Raw genomic sequence first — 19,263 nt, forward strand, 5'->3', positions numbered from 1 at the left:
CGGAGTTCGTATGATGACAGACCCTCATGACACTGAAATCACGGTGCTCGCCACTGCGAACGGACTGGTCATTCCGGTCGAGTTCCATGCAGGCGTGCGCAGTAATCTGGATCTTCTGCGCAGTTATGGTGCGCTGATCGAAGGGCTGGAACTGCCTGATCGCCTTGAACCTGCATTCCGGTACGAGCCATGAGCGGCCTTCAGCAGCGCACCGTCGCGCTCGCCGCCAGCGTTCGCAAGGGCGAGATTTCCGCCCGAGAACTCGCGCTGAAGGTTCTGGCCGATATCGAAAGCCGGGACGGGGCCTATGGCTGTGTGACGCGCCTTCTGATGCAGCGCGCGCTGGAAGCCGCCGAGCGGGTGGACCGTCTGGTGCTTCAGGGGCAGGATCCCGGACCGCTTGCGGGTGTGCCTTTCGGCATCAAGGATCTGTTCGATGTCCGCGGAGAGATCACGACGGCGGGGTCCAAGGTTCTCGCCAATGATCCGCCCGCCACGCAGGATGCGGTTCTGGTCGCGCATATGATCGCAGCCGGGGCCATCCCCGTTGCCCTGACGAACATGGACGAATTCGCCTACGGGTTCGCCACGGTCAACGCGCATTATGGCAATACCCGCAATCCCCATGCGCCCGACCGCCTGGCGGGAGGTTCCTCGGGTGGTTCGGCGGCGGGTGTGGCGGCGCGGCTGTTTTCCATCGGGCTGGGGTCCGATACGAATGGCTCGATCCGCGTTCCGTCCTCGCTTTGCGGTATCTGGGGCCTTCGGGCGACGCAGGGGCTCCTGTCGACCGAAGGCAGTTACCCGTTCGTGCCGAGTCTCGATACGGTCGGCCCCTTTGCGGACAGTGCAGGCGGGCTGAAGGCCTGTTTTGAGGCCCTCAGCGCCAAGGCGCTTCCGGCTGTGGAGGCAGGCAGCCTGCGGATTGCCCGGCTTGGCGGCTGGTTCGGGGAAAACATGTCTCCCCCGATGCAGACGGCCATCGACAAACTCTCGATGGCGCTGGGGGCGACGGATGTGGTCGAACTGCCGGAGGTGGCGCGGGCGCGGGCGGCGGCTTTTGTTATCAGTGCGTCCGAAGGGGCGGGGCAGCATCTTACCCGCTTGCGGACACGGGCTGCGGAATACGATCCCGCCGTGCGTGACCGCCTGCTGGCCGGTGCGCTTCTGCCATCCACGCTCGTCTTTCAGGCCCATCGTCTGCGGCACTGGTTCCGGGACCAGATGCACGAAGCGTTTGCAAAGACAGATATCCTGCTGGCCCCGGCGCTTGTCGGAGAAGCGCCGCGCTTCGATCAGCCTGAAATCGAGATCGGCGGCAGGATGGTCTCCGCCCGCGCCAATCTGGGACTGTATACGCAGCCGCTGACGCTGGCTGGGTTCCCGGTTCTGACGGTTCCGATGGCGGTTCCGGGCCTGCCGCTCGGCGCGCAGTTCATCGCGCGTCCGGGGCGGGAAGACCAGCTTTTCGCGCTGGCGGAAAAGCTGGAAGCGGACGGGCTGGCCGAAGCCCGTCTGATCTGACTTAGGGCTGTTTCAGCGCCTCGGCCATTCTTGCGTGGTCGAGGCGCTTTTCCCACGCAGCGATCAGGACCGGGGCCACGCAGTTACCGGCGAAATTGCCGACAGCCCGGGCGATTCCCACGAACCAGTCCACGGCCAGAAGCATCACCAGACTTCCGGGCGGAATGGAGGGAACGCTGGCCAGCGTCGCCGCCAGAACGACGATCGCAAAACCCGGAATGCCGTGCGCGCCTTTGGACGTGATCAGGGCGGTTACCAGCAAGGTTGCGATCTGCCAGAATGTCAGATGCGTCCCGGTGGCATTGGCCAGAAAAATGACCGTCAGCCCCAGATAGATCGACAGTGCATCCAGATTGAGCGAATAGCCCGCAGGCACCACGATTCCGACGACCTGCCGCTCGACGCCCAGTTTTTCGAGCTTGCTCATGAGGCTGGGCAGAACCGCATCGGAGGCCGTGGTGGTGGCGACGATCAGCAGTTCTTCACGGAAATACCGTGCAAATCGCAGCGGGTTTACGCCTGCGAGCCGAAGGCCCCCGCCTAATGCGCAGACGACAAATGCGCCGACCAGCAGGAAGTACAGGACTGTAAATCCGGCCAGATGGCCAATTGTTCCGAGGCCATATCGTGCCGTCGTCGTCACCATCGCTCCGAAGACGCCGAGTGGTGCCACGCGGATGATGAGGCCCATCATGCGTGAAAACAGGTCGGACACGCTTTCGATCAGTCGGACCAGCGGCAGGCCCCGGTCTCCCATGCCGCTCAGGCAGCATCCGACAAGAATCGCGAAGACCAGAATCTGAAGGACATTGCCCTGCGCAAACGCATCGGCCGGGGTGTGGGGGACGAGTGAGAGCAGAAATCCGCTAAAGCCTTCCGCACGCAGATTCTGGGCATGGCCGCCATAGGACGCGATCATCCGGGCGTCGCTCGCTGTGGGAACGAAGCCCACGCCCTGTCCGATTCCCAGCCCCATTGCCACCATGACCGCCACGACAAGCGCCACTGTGGTCATGAGTTCGAAATAGAGCATCGCGCATCCGCCAAGACGCCCCACTGTCTTCAGGGAGCCCGCACCCAGAATGCCGAGTGTTACGATGCAGAACAGTAGCGGCCCGACCGCCATGATGATGAGGCGCATGAACAGCGCTGTCATCCAGCCCACGTCATCTGCCAGAAAAGGGCAGAACAGCCCCGCACCAAGCCCCAGAACGGTCGCCAGAACGACCTGCGCGAACAGGCTTTCCGCAAAAGACTTCACCATGCTGCGACGGCTCCGTCGCTCCGGGGGTCAGTTGCGCCTTCGAGCCGTCCGTTCTCGTGACGGACTAATGCACCAGCATGGCCCATGATAATGGACTGTTCTTCAAGCGCCTCGACGACGTGGCCGGCCGTTTCAAGCTGCGACATCACATCCGGGCTGAAACCCGGCTCCACCTTGAGCGACAGGCTCTCTTCCCCCCATGTTCGTCCGAGCAGCCAGCGGGGGCGGCGGATGGCCTCCTGAAGCGGAACGCCGTGGCGGACGTGACGGCTGAAGACCGCGGCCTGTGTCTGGGGCTGCCCTTCGCCGCCCATGGTGCCGTAAACCATGGTCCGTCCGTCGCGGAGTCGGGCTGCGGCCGGGTTGAGCGTATGAAAGGGCTTTGCGCCAGGGCGCAGGATGTTCCAGCCCGAATGGGCCAGACGGAAGGACGAACCGCGGTTCTGCCAGAACAGTCCGCTCTGTGGCAGCATCACGCCGGAGCCGAACTCGAAATACAGGCTCTGGATCATGCTGACGGCCACGCCATTGCGGTCGATCGCGCCCATCCAGGTCGTGTCGCCCCACTGCGTCTGTTCCGTCCAGGGCATGGCACGGGTCATGGACATTCGGGCGGCCATCGCCTCCAGCCGTGCCGGATCGGCGAGCAGGCTCCGCGCCAGCGCTTCGGAATGCTCGCTGCCATCCGTGTGACTGTTGCGATAGAGAAACGCCTGTTTGGTCGCCTCGACCAGCCCGTGGATGTGCGAAAAGCTCTCCGGCCCGTCCTCGCGGCTCAGATGATCCGAGAGCGCAAGGATCAGAAGCGATGCCACGCCCTGGGTGGGAGGCGCGGTGTTGTAGAGGGTGCCATCGCTCGTCTGGGCCTGAAGCGGTTCCTTGACCTCCGCGCGATGCGCCAGAAGATCCAGTGACCGGACCGGGCTGCCTGCCGCCGCCAGGTCCGCCGCCAGACTGCGGGCGAGCGGACCGTTATAGAAGCTCCGCAAGCCGTCCCGGTTGAGCATCCGCAGCGTCTGGGCCAGTTCCGGCGATTTGCGGATGCTTCCTGCCGTCCAGGGTTTGCCTTCGGGAAAGCAGACCCGCGCCAGTGTCGGGTCTGACATCAGTTCGTGCTGTTTCTGCGCGAGCAGGGCGCCCTCGCTTTCGGAAACCACCCGGCCATGTTCGGCGTAATGGATGGCGTCGCGCAGCAGCCGGTCCAGCGGCAGGGGATCGCGCAGTTCGGCGCTCAGTTCCAGCGCGGTTTCCCAGCCCGAGACTGTACCCGCAACCGTATTGGCCGCAAGGCCGCCGCGCCAGGGAATGACGGTGTGCCCGGCTTCGGTATAGATCGTATGTTCGGCGCCCATCGCCAGCGCTCCGCAGGCGTCAATCGCCACGGTGCGGCCGTCCGGATGGCAGATCAGCCAGAACGCATCGCCGCCCAGCCCCGTCATGTGCGGATACACCACGGCCAGCGTGGATGCCGTGGCGACGACGGCCTCAATGGCCGTGCCGCCTTCGCGCAGGACATCCAGCCCCGCCTGACTGGCCAGATGGTGCGGCGACGTCACCATTCCGCCAAGAGCGTTGGGTGTGAGCATGGTTTCGTCCTTAAACTGGGAGGAGTTCGGGCTGAAGGCGCGGGACATGCGCGCATAGCGTCCGGATCAGCAGGTCTTCGGGGCCCTGCGCGGTTTGATGGCGGGTGGAGGCGATGAATTCCACCTGCGGCATGTCCGGCAGAAGGCCCGGCGCGCAATGCGGCAGATGCTCCACATTTCGCAGAAACGCGGGTTGCGGGGTGACGCCATATCCTGCGCGGACAGCGGCCAGAAGTGCCCCGAGACTGCCGCTGGTAAAGGCCAGATGCCACGCTCTTCCGCTCTTGTTGAGCGTCTCGATCGCCAGTCTGCGTGTTACGCTGCCATCGGGGAATGTGACGAGCGGAATGGACTGTTCTGCCGGAAATTCGGTGCCAGCGGGCGCGTACCAGCGCATCTCCTCGGTCCAGAGTTTCTGGCCGCGTGTCTCGCTTGTGCGTCGCATCCCGCACCAGACATCCAGTTCTCCCTGTTCCAGAAGATGCGCCAGATGCGCCGACAGCCCCACGGTCAGCGTGATCTGAAGGGAGGGGTGGGAGGCGCGGAAGGTTCCAAGAATTTCGGGAAAGCGCGTCAGGAGCAGGTCTTCCGTCACACCCAGCCGGATTGTCCCGCGCGGCGCTTCCTGCCGGAAGCGGGACAGGATGCTGTCCTCGCATTGCAGAAGCTGTCGGGCCAGACCGATCAGCGCCATGCCGTCTCCGGTCAGACGCACGCTTTTGGTGCTGCGGGCCAGCAGGCGCGTGCCAAGCTGTTCCTCCAGCCTGCTGACATGCTGGCTGATGGTGGACTGGCTCACCCCCTGGCTCTGCGCGGCTGACGTGAAATGCAGCGTCTCCGCGACGGCGAGAAAGGATTGCAGATGGAACGGATCGAGATGGATCTGATCTTTCATGCCAATATGTGGGACCATATTTATTGGCAGGTCAACTTGATCTGATTCCGTTATGAGCGCAAAGTTCCCCCGCTTGACCCATCACCCCGGACAGGAGCCCCCATGACAGCCCACGGAGCCCGCGCCGTCGAGCGGTGCCGTCTTCTCGCAGATGGTCCGTTCAGCGAGACGCCGGGCAGTCTGTTCCGATTCTGGCTCGGTCCTGCCTATCAGCGCACGCTTGCGCAGGTCGCAGAATGGATGGAAGAGGCCGGTCTGGGTACCCGTCTGGATGCTGCCGGCAGCCTTGTCGGGCGCTACGAGGGGCTTGTGCCGGGTGCTCCGGCCCTGATGATCGGTTCGCATCTTGATACCGTCCGCAATGGCGGTGCTTTTGATGGCAATCTGGGCGTCATGCTGGGGATCGAGCTTGTTTCCGCCCTGAAGGAAGAGGGCACTCGCCTGCCATTCGCCATCGAGGTCATGGGGTTCGGAGACGAAGAGGGGTCCCGTTTTGCAGCCCCCATGATCTGTTCCCGCGCCATGGCCGGGCTGATTGAATCCATTCCCGAAGGCATGACGGATGCGTCCGGCGTGACCATGGCCGAAGCCATGATCCGTTATGGTCTTGACCCGGCGCGCCTGAGTGAAGCCGCCCGTCGGCCGGATGAGCTGATCGCTTATATTGAGCCTCATATCGAACAGGGCCCGGCGATCGAAAGCGTGGACGGAGAAATCGGTGTCGTCACCGCCATTGCCGCCCAGACCCGCCACCGGGTGACCGTCACCGGCCAGTCCGATCATGCGGGTACGACGCCCATGAGCATGCGTCAGGACGCCCTGACGGCGGTGGCTGAAATGATTCTCGCTGTTGAACGTCATGGCCGCTCCGGAGGCGCCACGCAGGTTGCCACGGTCGGGCAGGTTGAGGTCGTGCCCAATACCTCGAATGTTATTCCGGGCGAAGTTCGCTTCTCGCTCGACATGCGGGCTGAAACCGACGCGGCTCGGGATGCGATGGTGGGCGCCATTCGCGCAGATCTGCACGCCATCGCCGCCAGCCGGGGCGTCGGCATCACGTTCGACACGCCGCAAGTCCTGCCTGCCGCTGCCTGTGCGCCCGAACTGGTGGAGCGCCTGTCCCGGGCCGTGACAACCGTGACCGGCCGTCCGGCCCAGCGCGTTCTCAGCGGTGCTGGGCATGATGCCATGGCCATGGTCGATCTGTGCCCGATGGGGATGCTGTTCATCCGCAGCCCCGGCGGCCTCAGCCATCATCCCGATGAAACCGTTCGTGTGGGAGACGTCGCGCTCGCCCACCGCGCCCTGCTTGCCTTCGTCAAGGAGTTCCAGTCATGAGCCAGCCCTCAACTTACGCACAGCTCGACCCGCCGTCCCGCCTGCTGATGGGGGCGGGGCCGACCAACGTCCATCCGCGCATCCTGCGCGCCATGTCCTATGACGTGATCGGCCAGATGGACCCGGAAATGACCGCCTATATGGACGAGGTCATGGCCCTGTACCGCGAAGTCTTCCGCACGAAGAACCACTGGACGCTGCTCGTGAACGGCTCGGCCCGGTCGGCTATTGAAGCCGCTCTGGTGTCGCTGGTCTCACCGGGTATGAAGGTCGTCATTCCACGTTTTGGCCGCTTCGGCCTGCTGCTGACGGAAATCGTCCATCGCTGCGGCGGTATCCCGTGTACGGTGGATGTGGAATGGGGGGAGGTCGTTGACCCAGCCCGCATCGAGGCCGCCATCATTGAGCACAAGCCCGGTCTGGTCGCCTGTGTGCATGGCGACACGTCCACCACGACCGCCCAGCCGCTCGAAGAGATCGGCCGGATCTGTCGCAAGCATGACGTGCTGTTCTATGTGGATGCCACTGCCACCCTCGGCGGCATGACGTTCGAGACCGACGCCTGGAATATCGACGTCGCCACGGCAGGACTTCAGAAATGCCTGAACGGTCCTCCGGGTTCCGCGCCGATCACGCTGTCGGATCGTGCCGTCGCCGCCATTCTTAAGCGCCGTCACGATGAAGCCGGGATTGCCACCGGTCAGGAACAGGGGAGTGGTCCGGTCATCCAGTCGAATTATTTCGATCTGGCGATGCTGATGAACTACTGGTCTCCGGCCCGGATGAACCATCATACCGAAGCGACCTCCATGCTTTATGCCGCGCGTGAGACGGCACGTCTGGTTGTGGAAGAGGGCGTGGAGGCCCGTGTTGCGCGTCATGTCAGGGCAGGGCGCGCCATGGTTGCCGGGCTGCGGGCCATGGGGCTGAAGGTCTATGGCGACGATACCACCCGCATGAGCAATGTTACCGGCGTCTGGGTGCCGGACGGTGTGGACAATGCCCGCATCCGTGAACTGATGCGCGACGATTTCGGGATCGAGATCGTCTCGTCCTTTGGACCGCTGACCGGGAAGATCTGGCGCATCGGGGCCATGGGTCTCAACGCCCGCAAGGACAAGGTGCTCCTTACGCTGGCCGCGCTCGATTCCGTTCTGGCTGGCGAAGGCGTTACGCTGAATCGTGGTGCGGGCGTGGATGCTGCCCGTGCTGCCTGGGACGCGGCCTGAGCAGTTTTCGGGCCGGGAACTCTATCTGGAAGCTCTATTTCGGATGGTTCTTCCGGCCTGAACCACTTTTCTTCCCGCCACCGTCTTCCTTATTGACCGTGGCCCAGGCGCGGCGCTCCGCTTCCTTTTCGGAGATGCCGCGCTTTTCGTAGCTCTCCTCGATATGCTCCGCTTTGCGCTTCTGTTTGTCGGTATAGGCTGACTTATCCCCACGAGGCATGATCCTGCCCTCCTGCATGAGATCCAGCCTCCTCTACGTCCGGACCCGACACGCGTTCCCCGGCGCTTTGTCCCTACACAAACAGGTGTAAGGGCAGGAGTGCGGGCTTGATCCGAAGCCCTCATGGCGCGAGCATCTCCGGACTTCATTGCCGCCCGGAGAACATGCAGAATGTCGCTCGTCTTTCATCATACGCCCGAACGTGTCGCAGTCTGGCGAGAGAAATTCGCTCGTGCCCGGCCGGATATCCCGTTTCATGTCTGGCCTGAAACCGGCCCGAAAGAAGATGTCCGCTATCTTGCGGCCTGGCAGACGCCGGACGATCTCGGCGCGCTTTTTCCCAATCTGGAAGTCCTGTTCTCGCTGGGCGCAGGGATCGATCAGCTCAATCTGGCCAATATTCCCCCCGGCGTGCAGATCATCCGCATGGTGGAGAACAGTCTGGTTGAGGGCATGATCGAATATGTTCTGTGGGCGGTGTTTTCCTTCCATCGGGACATGTTCCGCTAAGCGCGCCAGCAGCGCGAGCATGTCTGGAACGGTTCGCACAACCGTCCTGCGAAGCTCTATCGCGTTGGCGTCATGGGGATGGGAGAACTGGGGAGCCCGGTTCTGGAGAAGCTCGTCTCTTTCGGATACGAATGCCGGGGCTGGAGCCGCAGCCGCCGGGAGGTCACGGGCGTGACATCCTTTGCGGGAGAAGCGGAGCTGGGCGAGTTTCTGGCACAGACCGACATTCTGGTCTGCCTTGTCCCGCTGACGGAGGCCACGCGCGGCATCCTCAACCGCGACCTTTTTGAAAAACTGCCGAAAGGCGCGTGCGTCATCAACTGCGGACGCGGTGGTCATCTGGTGCAGGACGATCTGATCCCGGCGCTCGATAGCGGACAGCTGTCACAGGCGGTTCTCGATGTCGCCACGCCCGAACCGCTGCCGCCCGAACATCCGTTCTGGGATCATCCGCGAATTTTCCTGACCCCCCATATCGCCAGCGCCGCGCAGTCGGAAAGCGCGGCCGAGGTCGTTCTGGCCAATTTGCGACGCTACGAAGCGGGCGAGTCCATGACCGGCGTTATCGACACAGGACGGGGTTACTGAAGATGAGGGCCGGTTTTTGCATTTTCCGGCTTGCCAACCCTCAAGGGCTCGGTTAGAACGCGCCCACCTTGATGGGTGCGCCGGTGTAGCTCAGCTGGTAGAGCACGTCATTCGTAATGATGGGGTCGGGAGTTCGAATCTCTTCACCGGCACCATCAAGGTCTTTCTGAAAATCCGACTATGATGTTCCGTGTCCTGTCTGTCGGACACGGTGCGGCCTCATGGTGCGGATCTTCACATTTTTTCAAAACATTGCCGATAAAATCCGCGTCCTCTGGGCAATATGCCTGTAATGGGACTACGGTGAGTGTCGATATCCCGATGCAGAGGACTGCCCGGAGGAGGGCAGACTGTCAAAAGACGGCTCCCTGCGCTAGGTTAGGAGCCCGATGTCTGACCGTTTCCATAAACGGCTGTGGCGCAATGCCGTCAGCTTCTCCCGCAGTCAGGAGCCTCACGCCTCCATCCACGCGGTGGAGGGTCTGCGCGAATGCCCGACCTGCGGCCTTTTTCAGCATGTCCCGCGTCTCAAGCCCGGCCATCTGGCGGAGTGCCTGCGCTGTGGCTGTCAGCTTGCCCGCCGCCGCAAGACGTCCCTGATCGGCGCTCCGGCTGCTTTCTGCCTCACCTCCGCCGCACTCTATGCCGCTCTTCTCATCAGCCCTCTCATGACGCTGAATGTTTATGGGCGGGAAAATACCGTTTCCCTCATGAGTGGGCCGATCGAACTCGGACATCAGGGCTATGGTATGATCGGCGTGCTCGTCGCCCTTGTGACGGTGATCATGCCCGGGGTCATTATCGCCTTGATGGCGGCCATCCTGTATGGAGCCTCCCGCCCGCAGATGCCCGACTGGACCCCGCGTCTGCTCACCTGGTACGACCGCCTGCGCGGCTGGTCGATGGTGGAAGTCTATGTGCTGGGCGTGCTCGTGGCCTACACGAAGCTCGTTGACCTCGCGCTCGTCATTCTTCAGCCCGGCGTCTATCTTCTGGGGGGGCTGATGCTGAGCATGGCCGCCGTGGATTCGACGTTCGATGCCGAACGGATCTGGCGCAGCCGGGACATCCGTCCCACCGTTGAAGGCCATCACGGGCATCGTCTGGACGTCGCGCATCTGGATGCCCGCAACGGCGTTATTCCGCCCGTGGAAAACATGCTCTCCTGCCATGCCTGCGATCTGGTTCTGGCGTTCGATCACGCTGTGCCGCAGGAGCAGGACATGGGCGACTGTCCGCGTTGCGGACAGATCCTGCGTCGCCGCAAACCGCAGAGCCTGATCTCTGGCACATGCCTGCTGGTGGCGGGGATCGTGTTCTACCTGCCCGCCAATATCCTGCCGGTCATGACTTACACAAAGGTAGGGCAGGGCGCGCCCAGCACCATCATCAGCGGTGTGATCGAGCTGTGGCAGGCGGGAATGATCCCGTTGTCACTATTGGTGCTCTTTGCCAGTATCACTGTGCCGGTTCTCAAGATCGTCGCCCTGACCATCATGATCATCGGCACCCGGTTCCGCTCCCGTTGGCATCTGCGCAACCTCTCGAAGCTATATCGGCTCGTTGTCATTATCGGCCGCTGGTCGATGATCGATGTTTTTATGATTTCCATCCTCGTCGCCGTTGTGCATTTCGGCTTTCTGGCGAATGTCACAGCCGATCCGGGGATGGTATGCTTTGCTCTGGTCGTGATTCTGACCATTTTCGCAGCAGAGCTTTTCGATCCCCGCAGCATGTGGGATGCAGCCGGTCTTAACGGCGTGGTTGCCCCTCCTCTGGCGGATGGGACGCCTCCTGAGACAGAGTCTCCGACCGAGTCCGTTCCTCAACTGCCTTCTTCTGACCCAAACGACATGGAGCCTGAACGCGCGTGAGCGATTCCCGAAACAACCGGGGGGAGCAGCCGGTCTCGCCCAAGGAAGCCCCGGTGCGCCGCACCCGCTTCTCTCTCATTCTGCTGATTCCCGTGGTGGCCATTCTCATCGCCGGATGGCTGGCGTGGGAGCATTTTGCCACGCGCGGCCCCGAAATCACCATCACGTTTGAAACGGCGGATGGCCTGACACCCGGCCAGACGCAGGTAAAGAACAAGGCCGTAACACTCGGCACGGTGCAGGACATTACCTTGAGCGACGACATGAAGCATGTCGACGTGACGGTGCAGATGAACGCCAACAGCGCCCATATCCTCACCGATCACACCCGTTTCTGGGTCGTGCGTCCGCGGATCAACGGTGCCAGCATCACCGGCCTCGATACGCTGTTCTCCGGTGCCTATATTGCTCTGGACCCCGGAACGGATGATGGCCACTACCAGAAGTTCTTCAAAGGACTGGAATCACCGCCCGGCGTCCGATCGGACCAGCCGGGTGAGACGTTCTGGCTGGTGTCGCCTTCGCTGGGCTCGCTTGGTCCGGGGTCGCCGGTCTTCTTCCGCGATCTCCAGGTGGGCGAGGTGCTTGGCTATACGATGCCGCCGGGTGGCAGAGGGCCGATCGTCATTCAGGCCTTCGTCAAGGCGCCCTACGACCACTATCTGCGGACGGACAGTCGTTTCTGGAACGTCTCGGGCGTTCAGGTGGGCCTTGGTGCGGGCGGGTTGAAGGTCCAGCTCAAATCGCTTCAGGCTCTGTTCTCTGGCGGCATTGCCTTTGGTCTGCCGGAACAACGCCTTGCCATTGACCTGCCCACTGCCCCCGCTAATTCCGTCTTCAAGCTCTATGCCAGCGAAGCCGATGCCGATAACGCCCGTTATCACAAACGTCTGCGGGTCGTGACGTATATCAACTCTTCCGTCAAAGGCCTGACGAACGGCAGTCAGGTAACGATGTTTGGTCTCCAGATCGGCACGGTTACGGATGTCCGACTCCTTCTGCAGGGACCGACGAAGCTGCCCCGTGTCCGCGTGGATATGGAGCTTGAGCCTGAGCGCATGCTTTCGAACTGGGATGAGCGGCTCGAGAACAGCAGGGATGCGCCTGTGGAAAAATATCTTCAGGCTTTCGTAGCCGAAGGGATGCGCGCCTCGGTCCAGAGCGCCAGCTTCCTGACTGGCGAATCGATGATCGCCCTGCAATTCGTCAAGAGCGCGCCCGTCACTACCCTGACCTATGAAGGGGATGTCGCCGTTCTCCCCAGTCAGGCAGGCGGTATGGACGGGATCATGGAATCCGTCTCCACCATTACCGACAAGATCGCAGCAATGCCGCTGACCGAAATCGGTGGGCACGTAAACGATCTTCTGGCGCATGCGGATGGTCGTCTGAACAGTCCTGAAGTCACGCAGTCCCTCGCGGCCTTGCGCGATTCGCTCCAGAACCTGAACAAACTGACGAAAACCGCCAACCAGAACCTGCCGGAACTGATGAAGAGCCTTCAGACCACAATGAACAGTGCGCAATCGGTTCTGGGGTCTTATGGCGGCGACACGGATTTCCACCGCAGCCTTCAGGGCATGATCGTCCAGCTGACCCAGATGTCACGGTCCCTGCGTTTCCTTACGGATTATCTGGATCACCACCCCTCTGCTCTCATTACCGGCCGCAGGAACTGAGCCATGACACAGTCTTCGACGCCCCGCCTTCGTTTCCTGTCCCTGATGGGTGCTCTGGGGATGAGCGGCCTTCTTGCAGCATGCAGCAGCGACCCGACGCTCTATACGCTCGCACCCGTACCGGGAGTGGCGCAGGCCGGTGGTCCCGTCGTGGTCGAGGTCCGGACGCCTGTTGTCAGCACACGGCTGGATCGTGACACGATCGTCAGAGCCAATGAGGATTACCAGACGCGTCTCGCAAGCGGTACAAGCTGGAGCGAGCCGCTTTCGGACATGGTCGGTCAGACGCTGACAAGTGATCTGGCCCAGCGTCTGCCGGGCACGACTGTTTTTGCCGAGAATGATGCGGTGAGCACGACTCCGTCAGCCTATGTCGAACTGACCGTTCGTAATTTCGAAGCCGATTCGGCAGGACATGCGCTCGTGACGGGCACGCTGTCAGTTCATCCGGCAGGGAAGATGATTGGTCCTGTGCTGACATCGCCTGTCGTCTGGCAATCGCAGGATGCGGTGGCGTCCAGTACGACAAAGCTGACCGCAGCCCTGAGTCAGGGGGTAGCTGCGATTGCCGATCAGGCCGCCGAAAAGCTGCGTCTCCTTCCGCCCCCGGTCACGAACTGATGGGGCTCAGCAGAAGGTACAAACAAAAAAGGCTCCCGGAATGGGAGCCTTTTTTGTTGGAAGAACCGACAGACTGAAAAGTGTTAGAGCTTTTCAACCTGCGTGAAGTCGAGGTCAACAGGGGTCGAGCGACCGAAAATGGACACGCTGACCTTGAGGCGCTGACGCTCGTCGTCGACATCCTCGATCATGCCGGTGAAGGACGTAAACGGACCATCGGCCACGCGGATCTGCTCGCCAATCTCGAAAGACAGGCTGGAACGGGGGCGCTCGACGCCTTCCTGAGCCTGCTTCATGATCCGGTCGGCTTCGGCAGCCGTGATGGGGGTCGGACGGTTGCGGGTTCCGAGGAAGCCCGTGACCTTGGGGGTGTCCTTGACGAGATGCCAGGCTTCGTCCGTCAGTTCCATCTTGACGAGGACATAGCCCGGAAAGAACTTGCGCTCCGCATTGACCTTACGGCCGCGGCGCATTTCCGTCACGTCTTCGGAAGGGACGAGGATCTGTTCGAAGTGGTCCGAAAGGCCCTTTTGCGCCGCCTGTTCCTGAATGTGACTCGCGATCTTTTTCTCGAATCCGGAATAGACGTGAACAACATACCAACGCTTCGCCATGGTGCGAACCTAGCCTCCGACGCCAAAAAGTCCGCGGACGCCAAGGCCGATCAGCTGGTCCACGATGAAGAAGAAGATGCAGGTCACGGTGACCATGACCAGCACGGCACCTGACGTGATCAGGGTGTTGCGACGGGTCGGCCACGTGACGCGCTTCGCTTCGGCGCGGACGTCACGGACGTAAGCGACCAGATTGAAGCCGGATCCGTTCTTTTGAGGCGCTGTTTTCCGCGACTCGTCTTTCGGGGTACTGACCGACACCATCGTCCTCGAATCAAGTGAAAGTCCCGCTCCCGGTGTCGGGGGGGACATCCGGCGAGAAGGAGTGGCAGGGGCGGAGGGTCTCGAACTCTCAACCTCCGGTTTTGGAGACCGGCGCTCTAGCCAATTGAGCTACACCCCTATCGTCGTGCAAGGCGTCTTGTGAACGTCATGCCAGCGACAGTGGTCGCAAAAGAGAATGTTCAGGACTGAAAGTCAAGTGCCCTGAAGATCTTTGTTGTGGAATTTCCATTTTGGATTTTCCCCTCTTGCGGGCTCGACAGGAGATGGAGTAAGGACACTCCCAATCCGAGCGGGCGTAGCATAGTGGTAATGCAGTAGCCTTCCAAGCTTCTTAGGAGGGTTCGATTCCCTTCGCCCGCTCCAGATTTCCAGAAAATTCAGTTCCTGCCCTCACTGCCACTGGCAGGGAGTATGCGACGGTGTTGCGTCTCCGAACTGGAGAACCTGAAGTGCTACGGCCGCATCGCCGACATTTCCGGACAGATGGCCCTTGGGGTCCGAGCCGTGAGCAACTGGCGCCACGTCCTCGCTGAGCAGGATGTCTCCCGGATTCAGCTCGACGCTGGTCCCGTCCATGGCTTTGACGAAATAGATTCCCGAAAGCGGCACGATCCACTGCACCCGATGACTTTCGCTCCATCCTCCCTTCCAGTGTGGAGGCTGAACGCGCAGGGTCACGGTTGCCGGTCCGTCATGGGGGCTGCTGAGCATGATCTTGTCGCCATCAGGCGTGAGAGAATCTTCATGGAAGGTCGACATCTTGCATTTGGTCAGATGCGTGGTTCCCTGCGGATCGGTCCAGTTGTCCCAATAGGAGATGGTGGGGAAGGAGGGTTTGTCCTCGATGGGGGTCGCATGAGCCACTGGACCCAGGACGGGGACGGACAGGGCGCCGAGCAGGAGAAAAAGGCGCTTCTGGATAGACATCGAATCTCCATATGTTTTTTGTTGGGGAGGGTATGACGAGGCAGAAGAAAATCTGCCGGAAAGCCGCTGTGAAGCGCCCGTCATGCCAGTTCGGCATCATAAAGCGCAAACCCGCGTCACGATCCTTCCGTCTGAGGGGGCTATTTGCGATCCTCTTGGTTGCGCAGGGCTGGGACAGCGTGCTAGAGGCGGCGCCAAGTGGAGGACCGGGTTTCAGACGAATCCTGCGCAGGGACGTCTATGCCCGGTCCGGACAGTTTTGATGCAAGGGACCGGATAAGCCGGTTCCGGCCGCACTCTGCGGCGGATTTAGTGAGACGGAACACGCGTGTGACGGTGACACAGGTGCCGCAGGTTGGACAGACAGGGGGCTTGGCCCAGCGCTACGCCCGTGCGCTTTATGATCTCGCTTCGGAGCAGGGGATTCTTCCCGATGTTCTGGGTGAAGTGAAGGCGCTGCGTACCGCCATTTCCGAAAGCGACGACCTGCGGAAATTTCTGGCTGACGCCCGGTTGGACATCCGCCAGGGCCAGACGGTTTCGACTGTGCTGATGTCGAAGCTTGGTTTTGGGGACGTCCTGCGCCGGTTTGTCGGCGTTATCGCGGACAATCGCCGCCTGCCTGATCTTGCATCCATTCTGGACGGTGTTCTGGCGCTTGATTCCGCTCTTCGCGGCGAAGTCGTGGCCGAAGTCCGCTCCGCACAGCCTCTTAACGACACGCAGCGCAGCCAGCTTCAGGCCCGACTGGCCGAAGCTGGCTACAGCCGCGTGTCCATGACCGAACATACGGACGCTGCCCTCCTTGGTGGCATGACCGTACGGATCGGTTCCACACTCTTTGATACTTCGATCGCCGGGCGCCTGACCCGCCTGCAGAACGCCATGAAGGGAGCCGCGTGATGGATATCCGTCCCGCCGAGATTTCGGACATCCTCAAGCAGCAGATCGCGTCTTTCGACCAGGTCGAGACCGTTTCCGAAACGGGAACGGTCCTGTCCATCGGCGACGGCATCGCCCGCGTCTACGGCCTGAACAATGTCATGGCCGGTGAAATGGTCGAGTTCGAAGGAACCGGCCTCAAGGGCATGGCCCTGAACCTCGAAGCCGACAATGTCGGTGTGGTTCTGTTCGGCGATGGCGACGGCATCCGCGAGGGCGATACCGTCCTGCGTACGAAGTCCGTGGTTGAAGTGCCGGTCGGCAAAGGCCTGCTGGGACGTGTGGTTGACGGTCTGGGCAACCCGATCGATGGCCGTGGCCCGCTGACGGACGTTGAATACCGCCGCGCCGAAGTGAAAGCTCCGGGCATCATGCCGCGCCAGTCGGTCAGCGAGCCGATGCAGACGGGCATCAAGGCCATCGACGCTCTCGTTCCCATCGGACGTGGCCAGCGTGAGCTGATCATCGGCGACCGCCAGACGGGCAAGACCGCGATCCTGATCGACACCATTGTCGCCCAGAAGCCGGTCAATGCCGAAGGCGATCCAAAGAAGTCCCTGTACTGCATCTATGTCGCCATCGGCCAGAAGCGCTCCACGGTGGCTAATCTGGTCCGCACGCTGACCGAACATGGCGCGATGGAATTCTCCATCGTTGTTGCCGCTACGGCCTCCGATGCGGCTCCGATGCAGTATCTCGCACCGTACACGGCCTGCGCCATGGGTGAGTATTTCCGCGACAACGGCATGCACGCTCTTGTCTGCTATGACGATCTGTCCAAGCAGGCTGTGGCTTACCGTCAGATGTCCCTGCTGCTGCGTCGTCCGCCGGCACGTGAAGCCTTCCCGGGTGACGTGTTCTACCTGCACTCCCGTCTGCTGGAACGTGCGGCCAAGATGTCCGACGCCAATGGCGGCGGCTCCCTGACGGCCCTGCCGGTCATTGAGACGCAGGCTGGTGATACGGCTGCCTACATCCCGACCAACGTGATCTCCATCACCGACGGTCAGATCTTCCTTGAGACGGACCTGTTCTACAAGGGCATCCGTCCGGCCGTGAACGTTGGTGGCTCCGTGTCCCGCGTGGGTTCTGCAGCCCAGATCAAGGCGATGAAGCAGGTTGCCGGCAAGATCAAGTTGGAGCTGGCGCAGTATCGTGAAATGGCTGCGTTCTCGCAGTTTGCTTCCGATCTGGATGCCGCAACCCGCAAGCAGCTCGATCGTGGTGCGCGCCTCGTCGAACTGCTGAAGCAGCCCGAGACGTCCCCGCTGCCCGTCGAAGAGCAGGTTGTTGTTCTTTACGCCGGTACGCGTGGCTACGTTGATCCGATCGCAGTGGACAAGGTTGTGGCCTACGAAGCCGCCCTCCTGTCCGAGCTGCGCGGTGCGGGCTCTGACATCCTGACGGCCATTCGCAATGACCGCCAGATCAAGCCGGAGACGGAAGGCAAGCTCAAGGAGCTGCTCGAAGCATTCGGCAAGCGCTTTTCGGCCTGAGGATAGCCCATGGCTTCGCTGAAGGAACTGCGTGGACGGATTACGGGCGTCAAATCGACGCGCAAGATCACGAACGCGATGAAAATGGTCGCAGCCTCCAAGCTGCGACGCGCCCAGATGCAGGCCGAAGCGGCTCGCCCCTATGCCGACGCCATGCGTCGCATGATGGCAGAGCTGGCGACGGCGACCCGGGGTGAGGACGCGACAAGCCTGCCGCGCCTTCTCGCGGGAACGGGCAAGGACCAGACCCATCTCGTGGTGGTGCTGACCTCTGACCGTGGCCTTGCTGGCGGCTTCAACGCCAATATCGTCCGCAGTGCCCGTCAGCTGGTCGATACGCTGGTATCGGAAGGCAAGACGGTCCGCATCCTGCCGGTCGGGCGCAAGGGAGCCGATATCCTCGTGCGTCACTATCCGGACATGATCGTTGATCGTCTGGCCGGAACCGAAGGCAAGGATGTCGGGTTCGACAAGGCTACCGACATCGGAAGCCGGATCGTGACCCTTCTGGAAGCTGGCGACATCGACCGCTGCACGCTGGTCTATAACCGCTTCCTCAATGCCATGACGCAGGTTCCGGTCCAGGCACCTCTGGTTCCGCTCGCGGTTCCCGAGAACGACAATGCTGCTCTGGATGCCGACACAGCCCAGTACGAATTCGAGCCGGACGAGACGACGCTTCTGACGCAGCTTCTGCCGCGCAACCTTCAGGTCCAGATCTTCTCGGCCCTGCTGGAAAGTGCTGCTGGCGAGCAGGGTGCGCGCATGACCGCGATGGACAATGCCAGCCGCAATGCCAGCAAGGCCATCGACCGTCTGTCGCAGAAGTACAATCGTACGCGTCAGGCCAACATCACCAACGATCTGATCGAAATCATCTCCGGCGCAGAAGCCGTTTGAGATCACGCAGGAGACGAATCCGATGTCCGAAACCCTTACCCCTTCTGCCGGAGCTGCCAACAACGTGGTCGGCCGCGTCACTCAGGTGCGTGGCCCCGTCGTGGACGTGCAGTTCGAAGGCGATCTTCCCTTCATTCTGAACGCCCTGCACGTCCAGAACGGCGATCATACGCTGGTTCTGGAAGTTGCACAGGAAATCGGCGAGCGTCAGGTCCGCTGCATCGCCATGGACACGACCGACGGCCTGGTCCGTGGCGCCGAAGTCCGTGACACGGGCACGCAGATCATGGTGCCGGTTGGCCCGGCAACGCTCGGCCGTATCCTGAACGTCGTTGGTGAGCCCATCGACGAGCGCGGCCCGATCAGCAGCGAACTGCGCTTCCCGATCCACCGCCCGGCTCCGGCTTTCGAAGATCAGGCCGCTGCGTCCGAGATCCTCGTGACCGGCATCAAGGTCGTCGATCTGCTCTGCCCGTACCTCAAGGGTGGCAAGATCGGTCTGTTCGGTGGCGCCGGCGTCGGCAAGACGGTCATCATTCAGGAACTCATCAACAACATCGCGAAAGCCCATGGCGGCGTGTCCGTCTTCGCCGGTGTCGGCGAGCGTACGCGTGAAGGTAACGACCTGTATTTCGAAATGCAGGACGCAGGTGTCATCAAGATCGCCGAAGATGGCTCGACCGAGGGTTCCAAGGTTGCGCTGGTCTATGGCCAGATGAACGAGCCGCCGGGAGCGCGTTCGCGCGTCGCCCTTACGGGTCTGTCGCTTGC

Annotated in this window: 19 protein-coding genes, 3 tRNA genes and 1 pseudogene (1 of these 23 only partly in view); 15 read left to right on the forward strand and 8 right to left on the reverse strand. The window is 61.8% G+C overall.

Annotation, left to right across the window (positions count from 1 at the left end):
• Positions 1–10: 10 nt before the first annotated feature.
• Both JK213_RS10055 and JK213_RS10060 read left to right on the forward strand, forming a co-directional pair.
• The gene (locus JK213_RS10055) at positions 11–193 is read left to right on the forward strand and encodes a DUF4089 domain-containing protein (RefSeq protein ID WP_244178027.1); all 183 of its coding nucleotides are present in this window, start codon (positions 11–13) and stop codon (positions 191–193) included.
• On the forward strand, positions 190–1,524 hold the full coding sequence (locus JK213_RS10060) for an AtzE family amidohydrolase (protein ID WP_211571377.1): 1,335 nt from the start codon (positions 190–192) through the stop codon (positions 1,522–1,524). Before JK213_RS10055 ends, JK213_RS10060 begins: the two co-directional genes overlap by 4 nt.
• Before the next feature lies 1 nt (position 1,525).
• Here JK213_RS10060 and JK213_RS10065 read toward each other — a convergent pair whose 3' ends face one another.
• Genes JK213_RS10065 through JK213_RS10075 form a run of 3 tightly spaced genes read right to left on the reverse strand, consistent with a single transcriptional unit; the run spans position 1,526 to position 5,269 of the window.
• Positions 1,526–2,788, reverse strand: coding sequence for a cation:dicarboxylate symporter family transporter (locus JK213_RS10065; RefSeq protein WP_211571378.1), 1,263 nt, complete (start codon positions 2,786–2,788; stop codon positions 1,526–1,528).
• On the reverse strand, positions 2,782–4,347 hold the full coding sequence (locus tag JK213_RS10070) for a gamma-glutamyltransferase family protein (protein ID WP_283091833.1): 1,566 nt from the start codon (positions 4,345–4,347) through the stop codon (positions 2,782–2,784). Before JK213_RS10070 ends, JK213_RS10065 begins: the two co-directional genes overlap by 7 nt.
• A 37-nt stretch (positions 4,348–4,384) precedes the next feature.
• Positions 4,385–5,269 (reverse strand): LysR family transcriptional regulator, encoded by an 885-nt coding sequence (locus JK213_RS10075; RefSeq protein ID WP_194262811.1) that lies wholly within the window; start codon positions 5,267–5,269, stop codon positions 4,385–4,387.
• A 102-nt stretch (positions 5,270–5,371) separates the two neighbouring features.
• Between JK213_RS10075 and JK213_RS10080 the strand changes: the two genes are divergently transcribed.
• Together JK213_RS10080 and JK213_RS10085 are read left to right on the forward strand one after the other, a co-directional pair.
• Positions 5,372–6,607 (forward strand): allantoate amidohydrolase, encoded by a 1,236-nt coding sequence (locus JK213_RS10080; protein ID WP_194262812.1) that lies wholly within the window; start codon positions 5,372–5,374, stop codon positions 6,605–6,607.
• Positions 6,604–7,836: an alanine--glyoxylate aminotransferase family protein gene (locus JK213_RS10085; RefSeq protein ID WP_194262813.1), complete on the forward strand. Its 1,233-nt coding sequence runs from the start codon at positions 6,604–6,606 to the stop codon at positions 7,834–7,836. The genes JK213_RS10080 and JK213_RS10085 overlap by 4 nt, the downstream gene beginning before the upstream one ends.
• Positions 7,837–7,870: 34 nt before the next feature.
• Here the strand turns inward: JK213_RS10085 and JK213_RS10090 are convergent, their stop codons facing one another.
• Positions 7,871–8,056 carry a hypothetical protein gene (locus JK213_RS10090; protein ID WP_194262814.1) on the reverse strand — a complete coding sequence of 62 codons (186 nt, stop codon included), beginning with the start codon at positions 8,054–8,056 and terminating at the stop codon, positions 7,871–7,873.
• 171 nt (positions 8,057–8,227) lie between these two features.
• On the opposite strand from JK213_RS10090, the gene JK213_RS15865 reads away from it, so the two are divergent.
• From JK213_RS15865 to JK213_RS10115, 6 genes and pseudogenes are all read left to right on the forward strand, one after another.
• Positions 8,228–8,566 carry a hypothetical protein gene (locus JK213_RS15865; RefSeq protein WP_249200522.1) on the forward strand — a complete coding sequence of 113 codons (339 nt, stop codon included), beginning with the start codon at positions 8,228–8,230 and terminating at the stop codon, positions 8,564–8,566.
• 15 nt (positions 8,567–8,581) lie between these two features.
• A pseudogene (locus JK213_RS15870) lies at positions 8,582–9,154 on the forward strand (NAD(P)-dependent oxidoreductase); the annotation flags it as partial.
• A gap of 79 nt (positions 9,155–9,233) precedes the next feature.
• Positions 9,234–9,309: transfer RNA gene (locus JK213_RS10100), tRNA-Thr, on the forward strand.
• A 234-nt stretch (positions 9,310–9,543) separates the two neighbouring features.
• A complete protein-coding gene (locus JK213_RS10105) occupies positions 9,544–11,028 on the forward strand; it encodes a paraquat-inducible protein A (protein WP_194262816.1) in 1,485 nt (494 codons plus the stop codon).
• Entirely contained in the window at positions 11,025–12,707 is a 1,683-nt protein-coding gene (locus tag JK213_RS10110) for an MlaD family protein (protein ID WP_194262817.1), read from the forward strand. Before JK213_RS10105 ends, JK213_RS10110 begins: the two co-directional genes overlap by 4 nt.
• A gap of 3 nt (positions 12,708–12,710) precedes the next feature.
• Entirely contained in the window at positions 12,711–13,328 is a 618-nt protein-coding gene (locus JK213_RS10115; protein ID WP_194262818.1) for a membrane integrity-associated transporter subunit PqiC, read from the forward strand.
• A gap of 83 nt (positions 13,329–13,411) precedes the next feature.
• On the opposite strand, the gene nusG is transcribed toward JK213_RS10115, so the two are convergent.
• From nusG to JK213_RS10130, 3 genes are all read right to left on the reverse strand, one after another.
• Entirely contained in the window at positions 13,412–13,942 is a 531-nt protein-coding gene (gene nusG / locus JK213_RS10120) for a transcription termination/antitermination protein NusG (RefSeq protein WP_062028195.1), read from the reverse strand.
• 9 nt (positions 13,943–13,951) lie between these two features.
• Positions 13,952–14,206, reverse strand: coding sequence for a preprotein translocase subunit SecE (secE, locus tag JK213_RS10125; RefSeq protein WP_208611655.1), 255 nt, complete (start codon positions 14,204–14,206; stop codon positions 13,952–13,954).
• 62 nt (positions 14,207–14,268) lie between these two features.
• A tRNA-Trp gene (locus JK213_RS10130) sits at positions 14,269–14,345 on the reverse strand.
• Positions 14,346–14,516: 171 nt separating this feature from the next.
• On the opposite strand from JK213_RS10130, the gene JK213_RS10135 reads away from it, so the two are divergent.
• Positions 14,517–14,590: transfer RNA gene (locus JK213_RS10135), tRNA-Gly, on the forward strand.
• 27 nt (positions 14,591–14,617) lie between these two features.
• Here the strand turns inward: JK213_RS10135 and JK213_RS10140 are convergent.
• On the reverse strand, positions 14,618–15,154 hold the full coding sequence (locus JK213_RS10140) for a hypothetical protein (RefSeq protein WP_194262819.1): 537 nt from the start codon (positions 15,152–15,154) through the stop codon (positions 14,618–14,620).
• Positions 15,155–15,484: 330 nt separating this feature from the next.
• Between JK213_RS10140 and atpH the strand changes: the two genes are divergently transcribed.
• The 4 genes in view from atpH to atpD are tightly spaced (at most 22 nt apart) and all read left to right on the forward strand, a layout consistent with a single transcriptional unit that may run on beyond the window.
• The gene (gene atpH, locus JK213_RS10145; RefSeq protein WP_194262820.1) at positions 15,485–16,057 is read left to right on the forward strand and encodes an ATP synthase F1 subunit delta; all 573 of its coding nucleotides are present in this window, start codon (positions 15,485–15,487) and stop codon (positions 16,055–16,057) included.
• A complete protein-coding gene (gene atpA / locus JK213_RS10150) occupies positions 16,057–17,592 on the forward strand; it encodes a F0F1 ATP synthase subunit alpha (protein ID WP_211571379.1) in 1,536 nt (511 codons plus the stop codon). The genes atpH and atpA overlap by 1 nt, the downstream gene beginning before the upstream one ends.
• 9 nt (positions 17,593–17,601) lie before the next feature.
• The gene (locus JK213_RS10155) at positions 17,602–18,492 is read left to right on the forward strand and encodes a F0F1 ATP synthase subunit gamma (RefSeq protein WP_194262821.1); all 891 of its coding nucleotides are present in this window, start codon (positions 17,602–17,604) and stop codon (positions 18,490–18,492) included.
• Between the two features lie 22 nt (positions 18,493–18,514).
• Positions 18,515–19,263 carry the 5' portion of a F0F1 ATP synthase subunit beta gene (gene atpD / locus JK213_RS10160; protein ID WP_062028184.1) on the forward strand. Its footprint extends 715 nt past the window's final position, so the window shows 749 of its 1,464 coding nt (coding positions 1–749); it begins with the start codon at positions 18,515–18,517; its stop codon lies beyond the right edge, outside the window.

It is taken from the genome of Gluconobacter sp. Dm-44 (assembly GCF_018256175.1).
Lineage (GTDB): Bacteria > Pseudomonadota > Alphaproteobacteria > Acetobacterales > Acetobacteraceae > Gluconobacter > Gluconobacter cadivus.